Raw genomic sequence first — 15,387 nt, 5'->3', positions numbered from 1 at the left:
ATGAAAAAGATATTGTCAAAAAAGCAACCGGAAAGAAACCTGCTTTTATCCTTGAAAAGAAGGGCTGGCCGCGATTCTCGGGGCAGGATTACTGTCAGGCACAAGGGCGGTGGAGCAAAGCGGCTTTACAGAATCGTTGATTTCGGCCAGGAAAGACAGGATTCTCCGGCTAAAGTTTTAGCCATTGAATATGACCCTTACAGAACTTCTTTTATCTGTCTTTTACAATATGATAATGGAGAAAAAAGATATAGAATTTGCCCTCATGGGTTGAAAGTCGGAGACAGCGTGATTTGTTCTGAAAAAGCGGAGATAAAAACAGGGAACAGAATGAAATTGAAGAACATTCCTGTCGGAATGCAGGTATATAACATTGAAATGGAGCCTGGCAGGGGCGGAAAACTGGTAAAAGGGGCAGGAACTTCAGCAAGGGTTGTTGCTCAGGAAGGAAAGTATACCCATTTAATTTTTCCTTCTACTGAGACAAGAAAAATTTTAGCTGAATGTTGCGCTTCAATCGGACAGGTTTCTTTTCCTGAACACAAGTTTATCAAAGTGGGAAAGGCAGGAAGAGCGAGACATAAAGGCATAAGGCCGACAGTCAGAGGGACAGCCATGAATCCGCCCGACCACCCTCATGGCGGAGGAGAGGGGAGGTCTTCAATCGGTATGAAGCATGCCAAAACTCCCTGGGGCAAGATAGCAATGGGAGTTAGGACAAGAAAAAAGAAATGGACAAGCAAATTAATCATTCAAAGGAGAAAACACAAGAAGAAATAATATGCCCCGTAATACAACATCCAGAATACTTCGTATTGAAAGCTTAATTAAAATTATTATGTTGAATATATTATTAAATAAAGACAACCTTCAGAGTGTTTTCGCATTGAAAATGCCTGGATGTTGATATACAGGGTATGTCAAGATCAATTAAGAAAGGTCCTTTTGTGGACGAAAAATTATTGAAAAAGATAAAGAATTTGAAACCTGAGGGCAAGGAAATTATTAAAACCTGGTCAAGAAGGTCAACAATCACTCCTGAAATGATCGGTTTTACTTTCGGCGTCCATAATGGCAGGGAATTCATTACAGTTAAAGCAGCAGAAAACATGGTCGGCCACAAGCTGGGCGAATTTTCTCCGACCACTAAGTTCGGCAGGCACGGCGGAAGGATGCAGAGAGAATTGGAATCAAAAGCTTCAGAAAAAGCAGCCGAAACACCTGAAAAATAAAAATATGCCGGTTACAGCTAAATTAAATTATTTAAGAATAGCTCCCAGAAAGGTTCGTTTGACAGCGGATTTGATAAGGGGAAAATCAGTGAAAGAGGCAGAAAACTTGCTTAATTTTGCTGTGAAGAAATCTTCCTTGCCTTTGGCAAAACTTTTAAAACAGGCCGTGACCAGCGCCCAGAATCTTTTCCAGTTAGAACCTGACAATTTATATATTTCAAAAATCATGGTTGACGAAGGGCCGAAATTCAAGAGGTGGAGAGCCCGTTCTAAGGGCCAGGCTTACGAGATTCAGAAAAAAAGTTCCCACATCATTCTTGTTCTTGACGAAAAAACCAAAACCAAGAAAAAAGCGAAAGTTAAGAAACCTTTGGTTGAAAAGGCCACAGAAGAAGTGAAAGAAGAGAAAAAACCCTTGAAAACCGAAAAAACTCTGTCAGACAGGGAAAAATTCAGGCCGAAGCTTGAAGAGAAAAAGCCAAGAGGCCAAAAGGGAATAAACCGTATTTTCAGAAGAAAAGCATTTTAAAACCATATGGCACACAAAGTTCATCCAAAATCATACAGGCTGAGAGATCTTGCAAACTGGAATTCGCGATGGTTTGATCAAAAGAATTTCCCCAAATATTTGGAGGAGGATTTTAAAATTAGGGAATACCTTAAAAAGAAAATCGGCAAGCTGGGAGTGGAAAAAGTTGAAATTGAAAGATTTTCCGGGAAGTTGAATATCATTATTTTCAGCGCCAGGCCAGGATTGATTATCGGTCGGGGAGGCTCAGGTATTGAAGAAATGAAAAAGGGGTTGGAAATGAAGGTCTTAGAGAACAACAAAGCCAAGAAGGAAGTCAGGATTGAGATAAGGGAAATCAAGGATGTTTGGTCTTCAGCCGCCTTGTCTGCCCAATATGTTGCCCAGCAAATTGAAAAGAGAGTTCCTTTCAGAAAGGTTTTGAAGCAAACTCTGGAAAAGATTTCTTTGTCAAAACAGGTCAAGGGAGCCAGGATTGAGATGAAAGGAAGATTGAATGGCGCAGAAATTGCCAGGAGGGAATGGCTGCAAAAAGGCAGGCTGCCTCGCCAGACCATAAGAGCTGACATTGATTTTATCCAAGACCAAGCTTTCTGCACTTACGGAACAATAGGTATAAAGGTTTGGATATATAAAGGGGATAAATTTGATTAAAGACCATGTCCATATTAATGCCCAAAAAAGTTAAACACAGGAAGTGGCATAGGGGACGCTCCAAAGGTATAGAAACCCGGGGAAACAAATTGTCTTTCGGTTCTTTCGGATTGGTTTCTTTACAGACTCTCTGGGTTACAGCCAGACAGCTAGAAGCATCCAGACGGGCCATTCTCAGATACCTTAAAAAAGGAGGAAAGCTTTGGATCAGGATTTTTCCGGACAAACCAGTAACCCAAAAAGGAATAGAGGTTCCCATGGGCGGAGGCAAGGGAAGCGTTGATCATTACGTTTTTTCAGTTAAACCCGGCAGGATAATTTTTGAATTGGACGGTTTGAAAGAAGAAGTCGTCAAAGAAGCTTTCGGAAAAGCAGCAGACAAACTGCCCATTAAAACGAAAATAATTCAAAGATAAACTATGAAAAAGATTGACGAATTAATCAAAAAACCGAAAGAAGAGCTGCAAAAGATTTTGAGAGACAACAGGGGAAAAACAAGGCAGCTTAGGTTTGATTTAGCTGCCGGAAAAGTAAAAAACGTCAGGGAAATCCGCAGAATTAAAAAAGAAATTTCCCAGATATTAACCATATTAGCCAAATAACTATGCCAAAGAAACAATTAATCGGAAATATCATTTCAAATAAGATGCAAAAGACGGTTGTCGTCAGAATTGAAAGATTGAAAGAGCATCCCAAATACAAAAGAAGATTCAGGGTACACAAGAACTACAAAGCCCATGTTGAGGAAGGGGATTTTTTACCGGGAGATAAGGTTGTTATTGAAGAATGCAGGCCGCTTTCCAAAGACAAAAAATGGAAAGTTGTTAAAAAATTGGCTAAATAAATATGATTCAACCAAGAACAAAATTAAAAATCATTGACAATACCGGAGCAAAGATAATCCAGTGCTTTCATGTTTTAGGAGGAACGAAAAGGCATTATGCCCAGATAGGCGACGTGATTGTGGCCGCGGTCAAGGAAGCTGAACCGAGGAGAATAGTCAAAAAGCACGAGGTTGTCAGGGCGGTGATAGTCCGTCAGAAAAAGAATTTCCGCAGGGCCGACGGCACATATATCAGGTTTGATGAAAACGCGGCTGTTATTTTGGAAGCCAAAACCAAAGAGCCCAAAGGAGGAAGGATTCTCGGTCCGATTCCCAGGGAAATCAGGGAAAAAGGTTTTGAAAAAATAGCCTCTTTGGCAACTGAAATTATATGAAGATTAAAAAGGGCGATACAATTTTAGTAGTTTCCGGAAAAGATCGGGGAAAAAGAGGAAAAATTCTTCAGGTTTTTCCCAAAGAAAACAGATTGATGGTAGAGGGCGTTAATTTGAGAAAGAAGCACAAAAGACCCAAAAAATCCGGAGAAAAAGGCCAGATTATTACTTTGCCTGGCGTTGTTTCCGTTTCCAGCGTAAAATTGATTTGTTCAAAGTGCGGCAGGCCGACAAGAACAGGATACAAATTAACGACAAACACCAAGGGTGAGAAATCAAAAGCCAGAGTCTGCAAGAAATGCAGCCAGGAAACTTAAATTTATGATGAAGATAACCGAAAAATACAAAAAAGAAGCAATTCCCCAGATGATGGAGAAATTCGGTTACAAGAGCACTATGGCTGTACCAAGGTTGGAGAAGGTGGTGGTTAACACTGGTTTTGGCAGGCAGGTGGTTGGTAAGACGAATGACGAGCAGAAAAAGACAGCTGATTTTATTGCAGGAGATCTTACTTTGATTTGCGGCCAGAAAGCTGTAAAAACCTACGCGAAAAAAGCCATTTCAAGTTTCAAGATTCGCGAAGGCATGGCTCTGGGCGCAAAAGTTACCTTAAGGGGAAAAAGAATGCAGGATTTTTTAGAAAGGTTTATCAATATTGTTCTTCCCAGGACAAGGGATTTCAGGGGGATTCCCCAGGATTCGGTTGACGGGCAGGGAAATTTAACCGTTGCCATTAAAGAGCACATTGCTTTTCCTGAAATTCTGCCGGAAAAAGCCAGGAACATTTTCGGTCTGGAAATCACCGTGGCCACCAATTCTAAAACCAAAGAAGAAGGATTGGAATTATTTAAATTATTGGGATTTCCCATTAAAAAATAGGAAATATGCCCTGTAATACAACTTCCAGAATGCTTAATATATATAATCCCATGCAATATTTAAAACAAAGAAATGAGTTTAATATAATAAAACAAACTTCTTTCACTTCGCATTACGAAGTAACTGGAAGATGATATACGGGGTATGGCGACAAAATCACAAATAGAAAAATCAAAGAAAAAGCCAAAATACAAAAGCCGGATAGTCAGGCGCTGTTTCAGGTGCGGCAGGAAAAGGGCATATATGAGGAAATTCGGATTATGCAGGATTTGTTTCAGGGAAATGGCCAATCAAGGATTAATACCAGGAGTTAAAAAAAGCAGTTGGTAAAAATATATGACAGACCCAGTAGCAGACATGTTAAATACAATAAAAAACGCTCAAGCTGTTAATCATCCGACAGTCGAGGTTGTTTTTTCTAATTTCAAATACGAGATAGCTAAATTATTGGAGAGGCAAGGCTTTATCAGCGGGATTGATAAAAAAGGCAGGAAAAACAGGAAAACCATGGAAATCACTTTAAAGTACGAAGATAAGATTCCGGCAATTTCCGGATTGAAAAAGGTTTCCAAACCCGGCCAGAGGATTTACGTTAATTCAACCCGGATAAAAAGAGTGAAAGACGGCCACGGCATGGCAGTCATTTCCACGTCAAAAGGTTTGATGACTGATAAGGAAGCCAGAAAACAAAAAAGAGGAGGAGAAATTTTATGCGAAATATGGTAGAACTAACGTCGCGAGTCGGCAAAAAACCAATTTTAATACCGCAGGGAGTTGAGGTGAAAATACAGGGGAATAATGTTTCGGTCAAAGGTCCGAAAGGCGAAATTTCAAAAGATTTTCGACCGGAAATTAGCATTGAAATGAAAGAAGATAAAATATTTGTTTTGCCCAAAAAGGAAATATTAGAGGAAAAAAAGATTCCCGGCAGAAAGGCAAAGCAGGTAAAATCTTTATGGGGAATGACAAGAATGATGATAGAGAATATGGTTAAAGGAGTTGTTTCTGACTTTGAGAAAAAATTGGAGATTGAAGGGGTCGGTTTTAAAGTAGAAATGGTTGACCAGGAGATATCTTTATTTGTCGGTTTCAGCGAGCCGGTAAAGATAAAGATTCCGGAAGGTCTTAATGTTTCAGTGCAAAAGAACGTTATCGCTATTTCCGGAATTAAGAAGGATTTGGTTGGTCAATTCGCTTCAATTTTAAGGAAAGTTAAGCCGGCCGAACCATATAAGGGAAAAGGGTTAAAGTATCAGGGCGAAATAATCAGGAGAAAAGTCGGCAAGAAAGTAGTGACAGCCGGCGGCAAATAATTATATGTTGGCTAAACAGCAAAAAAGGCAAAAACGCCACAAAAAGATAAGAGCCAGGGTTTTTGGAACAAAAGGAAAACCCAGACTTTGCGTTTTTAAATCTGGCAAGCATATCTATGCTCAGCTGATTGATGATGAAAAGGGCAAGACAGTGGCTTCTGCCAGTGATTCGGATTTTAAAAAAATTAAAGAAGGCAAAGCTAAAGAAATCGGCAAAGCAATCGCCAAAAAAGCCAAAGATTTGAAAATTGAAAAGGTTGTTTTTGACAGGGGAGGTTACAAATATCACGGCCAAGTGAAAGAATTGGCTGAGGGCGCTAGAGAAGGAGGATTAATTTTTTAAAATTATGATGAGAGATAAATTTAGAAGAAACAGAGTAGAAAGGATAAGGGATGAGTTTGATTCTAAGCTTTTGGATTTGGCCAGGGTAACCAGGGTAACGGCCGGCGGCAAGCGTCTCAGATTCAGGGCAGTGGTTGTTGTCGGAAACAAACAGGGCAAGATAGGAGTCGGCGTATCAAAAGGATTGGACGTAGCTCAGGCAGTTGAAAAAGCGACAAGGCTTGCCAAGAAAAATCTGATTCAAGTTCCGATAGTTGAAGATACTATTCCCCACGAGAGCTATGCCAAATTCGGAGCAGCCCAGGTTATGTTAAAACCCCAGAGAAAAGGCAGGGGTTTGGTAGCTGGAGGAGTGGTCAGAGTCATCTGCACTTTGGCCGGTATAAAGAACATTTCTTCCAAGATTCTGGGCAGGACCGGAAACAAGCTGAACAACGCCCAGGCAGCTATTCTCGCATTGAGAAAGCTGAAAGTTAAAAGTCCGAAAACAAAATAAAATTATGCAATTGCACGAATTAAAGCCGATTGGCAAATCAAAAAAATCAAAAAGAGTCGGCCGCGGAGGCAAAAGAGGCACTTATTCTGGAAAGGGCATGAAGGGACAGAGATCCAGAGCAGGCAGAAGATTCCAGCCGGCAATCCGAGAGTTGATTAAAAGATATCCTAAATTAAGAGGCCATCGTTTGGGTTCAAAGCCGAAATTCAAGAAGCCGAAACCCGAGATTTTGAATTTAACTGATATAGAGAAAAAGTTTAAAACCGGAGAAAAGGTGAGTCCCCAGACATTGATTGAAAAGGGTATTCTTCGTAAAATATCAAAAAGAGGGATAAATGTTAAAATTTTAGCTAAAGGAGAAATATCTCATGCTTTAGAATTTGAAAATTGCCTTGTTTCAAAAACCGCCAAGGAAAAGATAGAAAAGGCGGGAGGCAAGATAAATGCTTAATTATGTGGTACCAGAAGATTATTCAAATTTTTAAGATCAAGGATTTACGCAATAATATTCTTTTTATTCTCGGGGTTTTTGCTGTTTTCAGATTAATGGCCAATATTCCCATCCCCGGAATTTCAGCTGAAAAAATACAGGAATTTTTCGGCGCTAACCAAATTTTCGGCCTTTTGAATCTGTTTACCGGAGGCGCTTTAGATAAGCTTTCCATCGTTATGCTTGGTTTGGGCCCCTACATCACGGCTGTTATTATCATGCAGCTTTTGACAATGATATTTCCGGCTTTGGAAAGAATGTACAAGGAAGAAGGGGAGCAGGGCAAGAAAAAGTTCAACCAATACGGAAGACTTTTGACTATTCCTTTGGGTCTTTTGCAGGGTTATGCCATGCTTACTTTGTTCCAGAGACAGCAGATAATCGGCCAGCTTTCTTTGGAACTGACAATTACTTCAATATTAACCATTACAGCAGGCACTGTTTTTTTAATGTGGCTGGGAGAATTGATTTCAGAAAAGGGGGTTGGCAATGGCGTTTCTCTTTTGATTTTCGCCGGCATTATTGCTGAGGTGCCAAATAACATCAGGCAGATGATCGTTACCTGGGATCCGGCCAATATTCCTGCTTATTTGTTTTTCTTTGGCATGGCTTTGGTTATTATTGCCGGAGTCGTTTTAATTAACGAAGGCCGTCGTAATATTCCTGTTTCCTATGCTAAAAGAGTGAGGGGGACGAAGATGTACGGCGGAGTTTCCACTTATCTGCCTTTGAATATTAATCCAGCTGGCGTTATCCCTATCATTTTTGCTTTATCAATCATGCTTTTCCCTGGAATGATTGCCAATTTTTTGGGAGGCGTTGGCGGAACGGTCGGTTCTATTGCCCAAACCATTGGGAATTTGTTCGCCAATCAGTGGTTTTACGGCATTGCTTACTTTGTTCTGGTGGTGCTTTTCACTTTTTTCTATACGGCCGTTACCTTTGATCCGAAAGCCATTTCTGCCAATCTGCAGAAAATGGGAGGATTTGTTCCTGGCATCAGGCCTGGCGAAAACACAGCTAATTTCATGTATTTTATCTTAAACAGAGTATTGTTAGTTGGCGCTTTGTTCTTGGGGCTTATCGCTGTTTTGCCCTCTGTTATCGGCGGCATTACCGGAATTCAGGTTTTCAACTTCTTAATCGGAGGTACGGCTCTATTGATTGTTGTTTCCGTTGCTTTGGATTCAATGCGCCAAATTAAAGCTCAACTGCAAATGCGGGAATATGAAACTTTCTAAGAAAGCGATAATCGTTTTTGGTCCTCCGGGTTCCGGTAAAGGAACTCAGGCTGAATTGCTGGCTGGCAAATTCGGTTTTTTCCAATGGGAAAACAGCACTATTATCGGTAGGATTATTTCACAGGCAAAGAAAGGAGACTTTGTAGTTATTAAAGGAAAGAAGTATTATTTTTCAGAACAGGCAAAAATTCGCAGAAAAGGATTGTTATGGGACGGAAATTTTGTTTCTTATCTAACAAAGAAAAAGATTGAAGAAATCGCGGAAGAAGGAAAGGGAGTTGTTTTGTCTGGTTCTCCTAGAACTTTGGACGAGGGAAAAGCTTTAACTCCTCTTTTAAAGAAATTATATGGGGCAAAAAACGTTTCTGTAGTCTTTTTAAAACTGACTCCGGCAGCAACGCTCTGGAGGAATTCTCATCGCAGAGAATGTGAGTTGGCAACTCACTCTATTTTATATAATGAAGAAACTAGAAAACTGAAAAAATGCCCCTTGGATGGATCCAAGTTGATGAGCAGAAAGGATGACAATCCAAAAGCCATAAAAATTCGCCTTGAAGAATTTGAGAAAAAAACCGCTCCCTTGCTTGATTTGTTCAAAAAGCAGGGAGTTAAATTAAATATAATCAAAGGAGAGCAGTCAGTGGCAGATGTTTTTAAAGATATTTTAAAAGCTCTGTAAGCGAAGAGGACAAATCCTCTTCTTCATCTTCGTTTATCAAGTTTTCGCATAGCGAAAACAAAGATGGAAAAGAGATTTATCTCTTTGACTCTTTCGGAAGCTCGGCTTGGTCAAAGAAGCTAAAGCTTCTTTTCCACCTGCGTTTGCTCAATGAAATATTTATTTCATTTCGCGTTTGAGAGATAAATATAAATTGAGCGAGAAATGAGATTCATCTCATCGAACTTATAAATAAAAACTTGGTAAATGATTCCGATAAAAACAAAAGAGGAAATTAAGATAATGGCAGCAGGCGGTAAAATTCTGGCAAAGATTATGCAGGAGTTGGAGAAGAAAGTGAAGCCAGGAATTACCACTAAAGAATTAGACAGGCTCAGCGAGAGTCTGATTTTAAAATCCGGAGGAAAATGTTCTTTTAAGGGACACGATGGTTATCCTAATTGTTTGTGTACTTCGATAAACGAGGAAATAGTCCATGCTATTCCTTCAGATCGTGTCTTGAAAGAGGGAGAGATAATTTCCCTTGATTTAGGAATGCTTTATAAGGGTTTTCATACTGATATGGCAGTGACTTTGCCCGTCGGCAAGGTTAGCTCTGAAGTTTCTAGGCTTATCCGCACAACGAAGAAAGCTTTAAAGAGAGGGTTGAAAAAAGTCAGGCCGGGCAATACTTTTGGCGATATTGGCAATACTATCCAGAGATTTGCTGAGTCGCAGGGATTCAGCGTTATACAGGACTTATGCGGTCATGGAATTGGCAGAGAAGTTCACGAAGAGCCGCAAATATTGAATTACGGAAAAAGAAGGAGCGGTCCTGAAATAAAAGAAGGAATGGTTTTCTGCATTGAGCCGATGCTGGCCGTAGGCGACTGGAAAATCAAATTGGCTTCTGACGGGCACGCTTATAAAACTGCTGATAATTCTTTATCCTGCCATTTTGAACATACTATTGTTGTAGCGGAAAAGGGCTGCAAAATATTAACAGAAGCTTAAAAAAGTTCTATAATAAAACAACGATTATGTTGATTGTCGCAAACTGGAAATGCAACCCTAAAAGTTTGACAGAAGCTAAAAAGCTTTTTAATTCTGTTGCTAAAGGGGTAAAAAACATTAAAAAAGCAGAGGTGGTTATCTGCCCTCCTTTTTTATATATTGCTTCTCTCAGTCCCGGTTTGGAACTGGGAGCCCAGGATTGTTTTTGTTGCGGAGGGCCTTTTACCGGGGAAATTTCTCCTTTAATGTTGAAAAGCATTGGTGTAAAATATGTCATTCTTGGCCATTCTAAGAGAAGAGAAGTTCTGAAAGAGACAGATGAAATAGTTAATAGGAAATTAAAGGCGGTTTTAAAAGCTGGTTTGAAGCCAATTCTTTGTATTGGTAGCAAGAGCAAGAATCAGAAGCAGGAATTCAAAGAAATCAAGAAACAGCTAGAAATAGCTTTATCTGGAATTAATAAAAATGAGGTTAAGAATTTAGTTGTTGTTTACGAGCCTGTTTGGGCGATAAGTACGACAAAAGGAGGAAAAGTAGCTACTCCAAAACAAGCTGAACAAGGAGCAGCTTTTATTCGGGAGAATTTGTTTAAATTATTTGGTAAAAATATTGCTCAGAAATTGAGGATATTGTACGGCGGGAGCGTAAACAGCAGGAACATTCAAGAGTTTGTTGCTGTTGATGGTATAAACGGCGCTTTAATCGGCGCAGCCTCTCTGAACGCCAAAGACTTTATTGAGAGCGTGAGGAAAAGTTGACCTTATTGGGTATTTTTGTTATTTTTAACCATTAAATTATGGATAAGATTCTAAACGGCTATTTTTTTAATCCGACCAAGGGCGATCTTAAGATTGAGAAGGTGCTTGAGGAGATAATTAATTATATTTCCGAAAAACCTGAAAAGTTTTACGATGTTATCGTTGGTTGCGATTCCTCCTCCGGTACAGAGCCGCATTTTCCTTTGGCAGTAGTTGTTTTGAGAGTGGGCGAGGGGGGCAGATTTTTTCTTAAAAAGATAGATTATAAAGGAAGGATTTTCTATAACTGGAAACAGAGAATTTTAGAAGAAGTTTATCTTTCCTGCCAATTTGCTTTATATCTGAGAGAAAGCTTTGAAAAGGTGATTCAAAAGCCCGGAAAAGCAAATCTTAACTATCAGTTTCGCTACATTCATGCCGATGTCGGTGAGAACGGAAAAACTAGGGACATGATTAAAGAGGTTACCGGTTTGATAAAAGGGAACGGTTTTGAGCCGAAAATCAAGCCGGAATCTTTCGCTGCTTCATCAGTAGCTGACAGATACAGCTAATGGAAACTTTAATGAACTCAAAAGACCTGAGGAGAAAGTTTTTAGAATTTTTTGAAAAAAAGGGACACAAAATAGTGCCTTCCTCTTCGCTTATACCGACTGACACAAGTGTTTTGTTTACTACGGCCGGCATGCAGCAGTTCAAGCCGTATTATCTCGGTGAAAAATCTCCTCTTGGCCAGAATGTCTGTTCCTGCCAGAAGTGCTTCAGGACGTCAGATATTGAAGAGGTGGGAGATGATAGCCATTTGACTTTTTTGGAAATGCTTGGAAATTTTTCTTTCGGAGGATATTTTAAAAAGGAAGCGATAAAATTGGCTTATGAATTTCTTTTTAAAGAGTTGAAACTGCCATTAGATAAGGCTGTTTTTACTGTTTTTGAAGGAGATGGGAAGGTCTCTGAGGATAAAGAGTCATCTGAGATTTGGCAAAAACTTGGTGTTCCGGAGAATAAAATTAAAAAGTGCGGCAGGGAAGATAATTTCTGGGGACCGACAGGCGAAGAGGGGCCTTGCGGCCCGACAACTGAAATTCATTTTAACGGTATTGAAGTTTGGAATCTGGTATTTAACGAATATTACCAGGATAAAACAGGAAAACTTACTTCTTTAAAACAGAAAGGCGTTGATACTGGTATGGGATTAGAGAGATTAGCAACGGTTGTTCAGGGCAAAAAATCAGTTTTTGAGACTGATTTGTTTTTACCGATTATTAATGAGATTCCGGGTGATAATGAAAGAGCAAAAAGAATTATCTCTGATCATGTTAAGGGCTCGGTTTTTTTAATTTCAGACGGGATTCTACCTTCTAATGTTGAAAGAGGATACGTTTTGAGAAGAGTTTTAAGGAGGGCGATAAGATATGGCAAACTGCTTAATTTGCCGGAGAATTTCTTGATTCCTTTAGCTCAAAAAGCGATTGAAATGTACACAGATGTTTATCCTGAGTTGAAATCAAAAGAAACTGATATTTTAACAGCAATTCAAAATGAAGAGGAGAAATTTGAGAAGACATTAGAGGAGGGATTGAAACAGTTTGAAAAAGGCACAGACGCTTTTGAATTATATACCAGTTACGGGTTTCCTTTAGAATTGACCTTAGAATTGGCTAAAGAAAGAGGGAGGGATATTAACGTGGAAGAATTTAATAAAAAGTTCAAAGAACATCAGGACCTTTCAAGAACTTCTTCTTCTGGCATGTTCAAAGGAGGATTAGCTGATAATTCTGAGCAAGTAGTTGAATATCACACTGCTAATCATTTGTTGTTAGCTGCCTTGAGGCAGGTTTTAGGCAACCAGGTTTCTCAAAAAGGAAGCAATATCACAACTGAGAGATTAAGATTTGATTTTGTTCATCCAGGAAAGATGACAGAAAAAGAGATTAAAGAAGTTGAAGAGATTGTTAACCAGAAAATCAAAGAGGATTTGCCTGTGGTCTGTGAAAAAATGAGTTTAGAGGAAGCGAAGGGGAAGGGAGCGACCGGAGTTTTCGAAGATAAATATGAAGAGAAAGTAAAAGTTTACAGTATCAGCGATTTTTCAAAGGAAATATGCGGCGGACCTCACGTTCGCCGCACTGGCGAGCTCGGCCATTTCAAGATTGTTAAGGAAGAATCTTCCAGCGCTGGCATTAGAAGGATCAGAGCTGTTTTGGAATAAGCATAAATAGTGTATAATATTATTATGCCAGGTAGTGAAAATTCGACCACTACCGCGGCAGTGATAATAATGTTTAATTAGTCGAATTTCTACTACCTGGTATGAGCAAAAAAGTAATAGACGTTTTCCCTCCTTCGAAAAAAGAGAAAAAAAAGGAGGAGCACAAAGAGCCAGAAGTAAAGATAGAACTAGAGCAAAAGCCCAAGGTTCCTTTGTGGGGTTTTCCTAAAAAAGCTCCTAATCCACCCTTTAAAAAGGGTTTGACTTTTTCTTTGCTTTTTTTGGTTTTATTGGGAGCGTTTTGCTACATTGCTTTGTCTAAAGCTGAAATAAGCGTTTGGCCGGAGACAGAAGTTTTTAATCTTATAGAAGAAACGAATATCGACAAAAACGCAACAGCTATTGATTCTCTTTTAAAGATTATTCCGGCAGAAACGCTTCAGAAAGAAAAAACCATTGTTCAGACTTTTCCGGCTTCCGGTAAAATTATGAAAGAGGAGAAGGCGCAAGGCACAATAAAAGTGTACAATGCCTATTCAACTTCGCAGCAGGTTTTAATAGCCACTACCCGTTTTGTTTCAGCTGACGGAAAGGTATTCCGCACGCCAATCAAAGTTACTGTTCCTGGAGGTACTTATGAGAAAGGAAAGCTTGTTCCAGGAGAAATAGATGTAAAAGTGGTGGCAGATCAGCCTGGCGAAGAATACAATATCGCTTTGACCAAGTTCTCCGTACCGGGATTTGCCGGCACAGACAGGTATACTAAATTCTACGGCGAATCTTTTGAAGCAATGGCAGGCGGCTTCCATGAAGAAATTGCTAAAGTGACAGAAAAGGATTTATCTCAAGCTGAAGAAACTTTAACAAAACAAGCGGAGAAAGAATGCAATGAACTGCTGCAGAAAGAACTGCAGTCAGAAGCGATTTCTTCCAAGTTCGATTATTTGCCAGACAGCATCCAGACAGAAATTATTGAGAACTTTTCTTTGACTTCTGCTGAAACAGAAGCAAAAGACTTTAATTATCAGGTGAAAGCGCAATGCCAAGTCGTAGTGTTTAAGAAAGAAGATATTAGGAATTACGTTAAAGAAGCGATTACTTTTCAAATTCCCCAGGATAAAAAGCTTTATGAGGAAAGTTTGAAAATAAATTATTCTATTGACGATGTTGATTTAGAGACCGGCAAAATTGCTGTTTCTTTGACAATTTCAGCTAAAATCTATGCTGACGTTGACATTTTCAGCTTTAAAAACGCCTTAAAAGGAAAGTCTTTGCTCGAGGCTAAGCTCTTCTTGGAAAACTATCCTAAGATTACCAGGGCCAGCGTCAAGTTTTGGCCATTCTGGGTCAATAAGGTGCCAGAAGACCTAAGTAAGATTAAATTCAATCTGGTCATTGATTAGCATTGACCAAATAACTAATTTCTGATAAACTAAAAAATTGCCTATTTAATGGATAAGAATGACTTAATAAAAACCGGAATAATCACAGAAGCTCTTCCCAGCACGCATTTTAAAGTTAAGCTGGATGACGGGGAGGAGGTTTCGTGCCATTTGGCAGGTAAATTAAGGATGTTCAGGATAAAGGTTTTGCCGGGCGACAGGGTGACGGTTGAATTAAGCCCCTATGATCTGAAAAAAGGAAGAATAACATACCGCGGAAAATAGTTTCGCGCAATAAGTCATTATTGTTTTTTTATTATGAAAGTACGTCCATCGGTCAAGAAAATTTGCAAAGACTGTAAAATCGTCCGAAGATCAGGACGAATTTATGTTATTTGCAAAAAAAATCCCAAACATAAGCAGCGTCAAGGATAAAACTTATGCCACGTATTGCCGGGATTAACATCCCTGAAAAAAAACAAATACAAATAGCCCTAACCTATATTTTCGGAATAGGCCGCTCTTTGAGCAAGAAAATTTTAGAGGAAGCTGGTATTGGAGAAACAAAAAAAGCTTCAGAATTGACCACTCAGGAAGTGTCTACCTTAAAAGACATTATTGAGAAGAATTATAAGACAGAGGGCGATTTGAAAAGAGAAATTATGATGAATATTAAAAGGTTGAAGGACGCAGGAACCTGGATAGGCATCAGGCACATTAAAGGCCTGCCTGTGCGGGGGCAGAGAACCAAAACCAATACGAGAACTGCCAGGGGAAATATAAGAAAGACAGTTGGTTCTGGCAGAAAGCCGCCTCCGGGACCTACATAATAATTCAGTAATAACGTCCCATATCGGAGATGGGTCGGAAGAACCCTTTGGTTCTTCCGTGTAGGAAAATATTAAAAACCGAGGGTTTTTAAAGAGCGGTGTTAGTCCCGCTGCAAGTGGGACGTGCCGCGACCTAATTAG

Annotated in this window: 26 protein-coding genes; all 26 read left to right on the top strand. The window is 39.6% G+C overall.

What is annotated here, in order from left to right:
• The 26 genes from rplB to rpsM all read left to right on the top strand — a co-directional run bounded on the left by rplB (window position 1) and on the right by rpsM (window position 15,246).
• On the top strand, window positions 1-780 hold the full coding sequence (gene rplB, locus ISS83_00545; GenBank protein MBL7142145.1) for a 50S ribosomal protein L2: 780 nt from the start codon (window positions 1-3) through the stop codon (window positions 778-780).
• Window positions 781-917: 137 nt separating this feature from the next.
• Window positions 918-1,232: a 30S ribosomal protein S19 gene (gene rpsS, locus ISS83_00540; protein MBL7142144.1), complete on the top strand. Its 315-nt coding sequence runs from the start codon at window positions 918-920 to the stop codon at window positions 1,230-1,232.
• Window positions 1,233-1,236: 4 nt separating this feature from the next.
• Entirely contained in the window at window positions 1,237-1,761 is a 525-nt protein-coding gene (rplV, locus tag ISS83_00535) for a 50S ribosomal protein L22 (protein ID MBL7142143.1), read from the top strand.
• Window positions 1,762-1,767: 6 nt separating this feature from the next.
• Window positions 1,768-2,415: a 30S ribosomal protein S3 gene (gene rpsC / locus ISS83_00530; protein MBL7142142.1), complete on the top strand. Its 648-nt coding sequence runs from the start codon at window positions 1,768-1,770 to the stop codon at window positions 2,413-2,415.
• Between the two features lie 11 nt (window positions 2,416-2,426).
• Entirely contained in the window at window positions 2,427-2,831 is a 405-nt protein-coding gene (gene rplP / locus ISS83_00525; protein ID MBL7142141.1) for a 50S ribosomal protein L16, read from the top strand.
• A gap of 3 nt (window positions 2,832-2,834) precedes the next feature.
• A complete protein-coding gene (gene rpmC / locus ISS83_00520; GenBank protein ID MBL7142140.1) occupies window positions 2,835-3,017 on the top strand; it encodes a 50S ribosomal protein L29 in 183 nt (60 codons plus the stop codon).
• Window positions 3,018-3,019: 2 nt separating this feature from the next.
• Window positions 3,020-3,259 carry a 30S ribosomal protein S17 gene (gene rpsQ, locus ISS83_00515; GenBank protein ID MBL7142139.1) on the top strand — a complete coding sequence of 80 codons (240 nt, stop codon included), beginning with the start codon at window positions 3,020-3,022 and terminating at the stop codon, window positions 3,257-3,259.
• 2 nt (window positions 3,260-3,261) lie between these two features.
• On the top strand, window positions 3,262-3,633 hold the full coding sequence (gene rplN, locus ISS83_00510; protein ID MBL7142138.1) for a 50S ribosomal protein L14: 372 nt from the start codon (window positions 3,262-3,264) through the stop codon (window positions 3,631-3,633).
• Window positions 3,630-3,950 (top strand): 50S ribosomal protein L24, encoded by a 321-nt coding sequence (locus ISS83_00505; protein MBL7142137.1) that lies wholly within the window; start codon window positions 3,630-3,632, stop codon window positions 3,948-3,950. Before rplN ends, ISS83_00505 begins: the two co-directional genes overlap by 4 nt.
• Window positions 3,951-3,954: 4 nt before the next feature.
• On the top strand, window positions 3,955-4,512 hold the full coding sequence (gene rplE, locus ISS83_00500) for a 50S ribosomal protein L5 (GenBank protein ID MBL7142136.1): 558 nt from the start codon (window positions 3,955-3,957) through the stop codon (window positions 4,510-4,512).
• Window positions 4,513-4,656: 144 nt separating this feature from the next.
• The gene (locus ISS83_00495; GenBank protein MBL7142135.1) at window positions 4,657-4,842 is read left to right on the top strand and encodes a type Z 30S ribosomal protein S14; all 186 of its coding nucleotides are present in this window, start codon (window positions 4,657-4,659) and stop codon (window positions 4,840-4,842) included.
• A 6-nt stretch (window positions 4,843-4,848) separates the two neighbouring features.
• Window positions 4,849-5,238, top strand: coding sequence for a 30S ribosomal protein S8 (rpsH, locus tag ISS83_00490; protein ID MBL7142134.1), 390 nt, complete (start codon window positions 4,849-4,851; stop codon window positions 5,236-5,238).
• Window positions 5,232-5,825, top strand: a complete 594-nt coding sequence (rplF, locus tag ISS83_00485; protein MBL7142133.1) for a 50S ribosomal protein L6 — start codon at window positions 5,232-5,234, stop codon at window positions 5,823-5,825. Before rpsH ends, rplF begins: the two co-directional genes overlap by 7 nt.
• A 4-nt stretch (window positions 5,826-5,829) precedes the next feature.
• A complete protein-coding gene (locus tag ISS83_00480) occupies window positions 5,830-6,168 on the top strand; it encodes a 50S ribosomal protein L18 (protein MBL7142132.1) in 339 nt (112 codons plus the stop codon).
• 7 nt (window positions 6,169-6,175) lie between these two features.
• Window positions 6,176-6,664: a 30S ribosomal protein S5 gene (locus ISS83_00475; protein ID MBL7142131.1), complete on the top strand. Its 489-nt coding sequence runs from the start codon at window positions 6,176-6,178 to the stop codon at window positions 6,662-6,664.
• Between the two features lie 4 nt (window positions 6,665-6,668).
• Window positions 6,669-7,115, top strand: coding sequence for an uL15 family ribosomal protein (locus ISS83_00470; protein MBL7142130.1), 447 nt, complete (start codon window positions 6,669-6,671; stop codon window positions 7,113-7,115).
• A gap of 2 nt (window positions 7,116-7,117) precedes the next feature.
• Window positions 7,118-8,395, top strand: a complete 1,278-nt coding sequence (secY, locus tag ISS83_00465) for a preprotein translocase subunit SecY (GenBank protein MBL7142129.1) — start codon at window positions 7,118-7,120, stop codon at window positions 8,393-8,395.
• Window positions 8,382-9,074 carry a nucleoside monophosphate kinase gene (locus ISS83_00460; protein ID MBL7142128.1) on the top strand — a complete coding sequence of 231 codons (693 nt, stop codon included), beginning with the start codon at window positions 8,382-8,384 and terminating at the stop codon, window positions 9,072-9,074. The genes secY and ISS83_00460 overlap by 14 nt, the downstream gene beginning before the upstream one ends.
• A gap of 246 nt (window positions 9,075-9,320) precedes the next feature.
• Window positions 9,321-10,067, top strand: coding sequence for a type I methionyl aminopeptidase (map, locus tag ISS83_00455; GenBank protein MBL7142127.1), 747 nt, complete (start codon window positions 9,321-9,323; stop codon window positions 10,065-10,067).
• A 26-nt stretch (window positions 10,068-10,093) separates the two neighbouring features.
• Complete coding sequence (locus ISS83_00450; GenBank protein ID MBL7142126.1) at window positions 10,094-10,825, top strand: triose-phosphate isomerase; 732 nt, start codon at window positions 10,094-10,096, stop codon at window positions 10,823-10,825.
• 38 nt (window positions 10,826-10,863) lie between these two features.
• Window positions 10,864-11,376 (top strand): ribonuclease H-like YkuK family protein, encoded by a 513-nt coding sequence (locus ISS83_00445; GenBank protein MBL7142125.1) that lies wholly within the window; start codon window positions 10,864-10,866, stop codon window positions 11,374-11,376.
• Window positions 11,377-11,387: 11 nt separating this feature from the next.
• Window positions 11,388-13,034, top strand: coding sequence for an alanine--tRNA ligase (locus tag ISS83_00440; GenBank protein MBL7142124.1), 1,647 nt, complete (start codon window positions 11,388-11,390; stop codon window positions 13,032-13,034).
• Window positions 13,035-13,135: 101 nt separating this feature from the next.
• On the top strand, window positions 13,136-14,437 hold the full coding sequence (locus ISS83_00435; GenBank protein ID MBL7142123.1) for a hypothetical protein: 1,302 nt from the start codon (window positions 13,136-13,138) through the stop codon (window positions 14,435-14,437).
• Window positions 14,438-14,485: 48 nt separating this feature from the next.
• On the top strand, window positions 14,486-14,701 hold the full coding sequence (gene infA / locus ISS83_00430; protein MBL7142122.1) for a translation initiation factor IF-1: 216 nt from the start codon (window positions 14,486-14,488) through the stop codon (window positions 14,699-14,701).
• 33 nt (window positions 14,702-14,734) lie between these two features.
• Complete coding sequence (gene rpmJ / locus ISS83_00425; GenBank protein MBL7142121.1) at window positions 14,735-14,851, top strand: 50S ribosomal protein L36; 117 nt, start codon at window positions 14,735-14,737, stop codon at window positions 14,849-14,851.
• A 5-nt stretch (window positions 14,852-14,856) separates the two neighbouring features.
• Window positions 14,857-15,246: a 30S ribosomal protein S13 gene (gene rpsM / locus ISS83_00420; protein MBL7142120.1), complete on the top strand. Its 390-nt coding sequence runs from the start codon at window positions 14,857-14,859 to the stop codon at window positions 15,244-15,246.
• The last annotated feature ends 141 nt before the right edge of the window (window positions 15,247-15,387 follow it).

The organism is Candidatus Paceibacterota bacterium (genome assembly GCA_016782605.1).
Classification (GTDB): Bacteria; Patescibacteriota; Minisyncoccia; order Minisyncoccales; family RBG-13-42-11; genus BS750m-G71.
The sequence above is the reverse complement of the archived record's forward strand: the minus strand, read 5'-3'. Positions and strand labels throughout refer to the sequence as shown.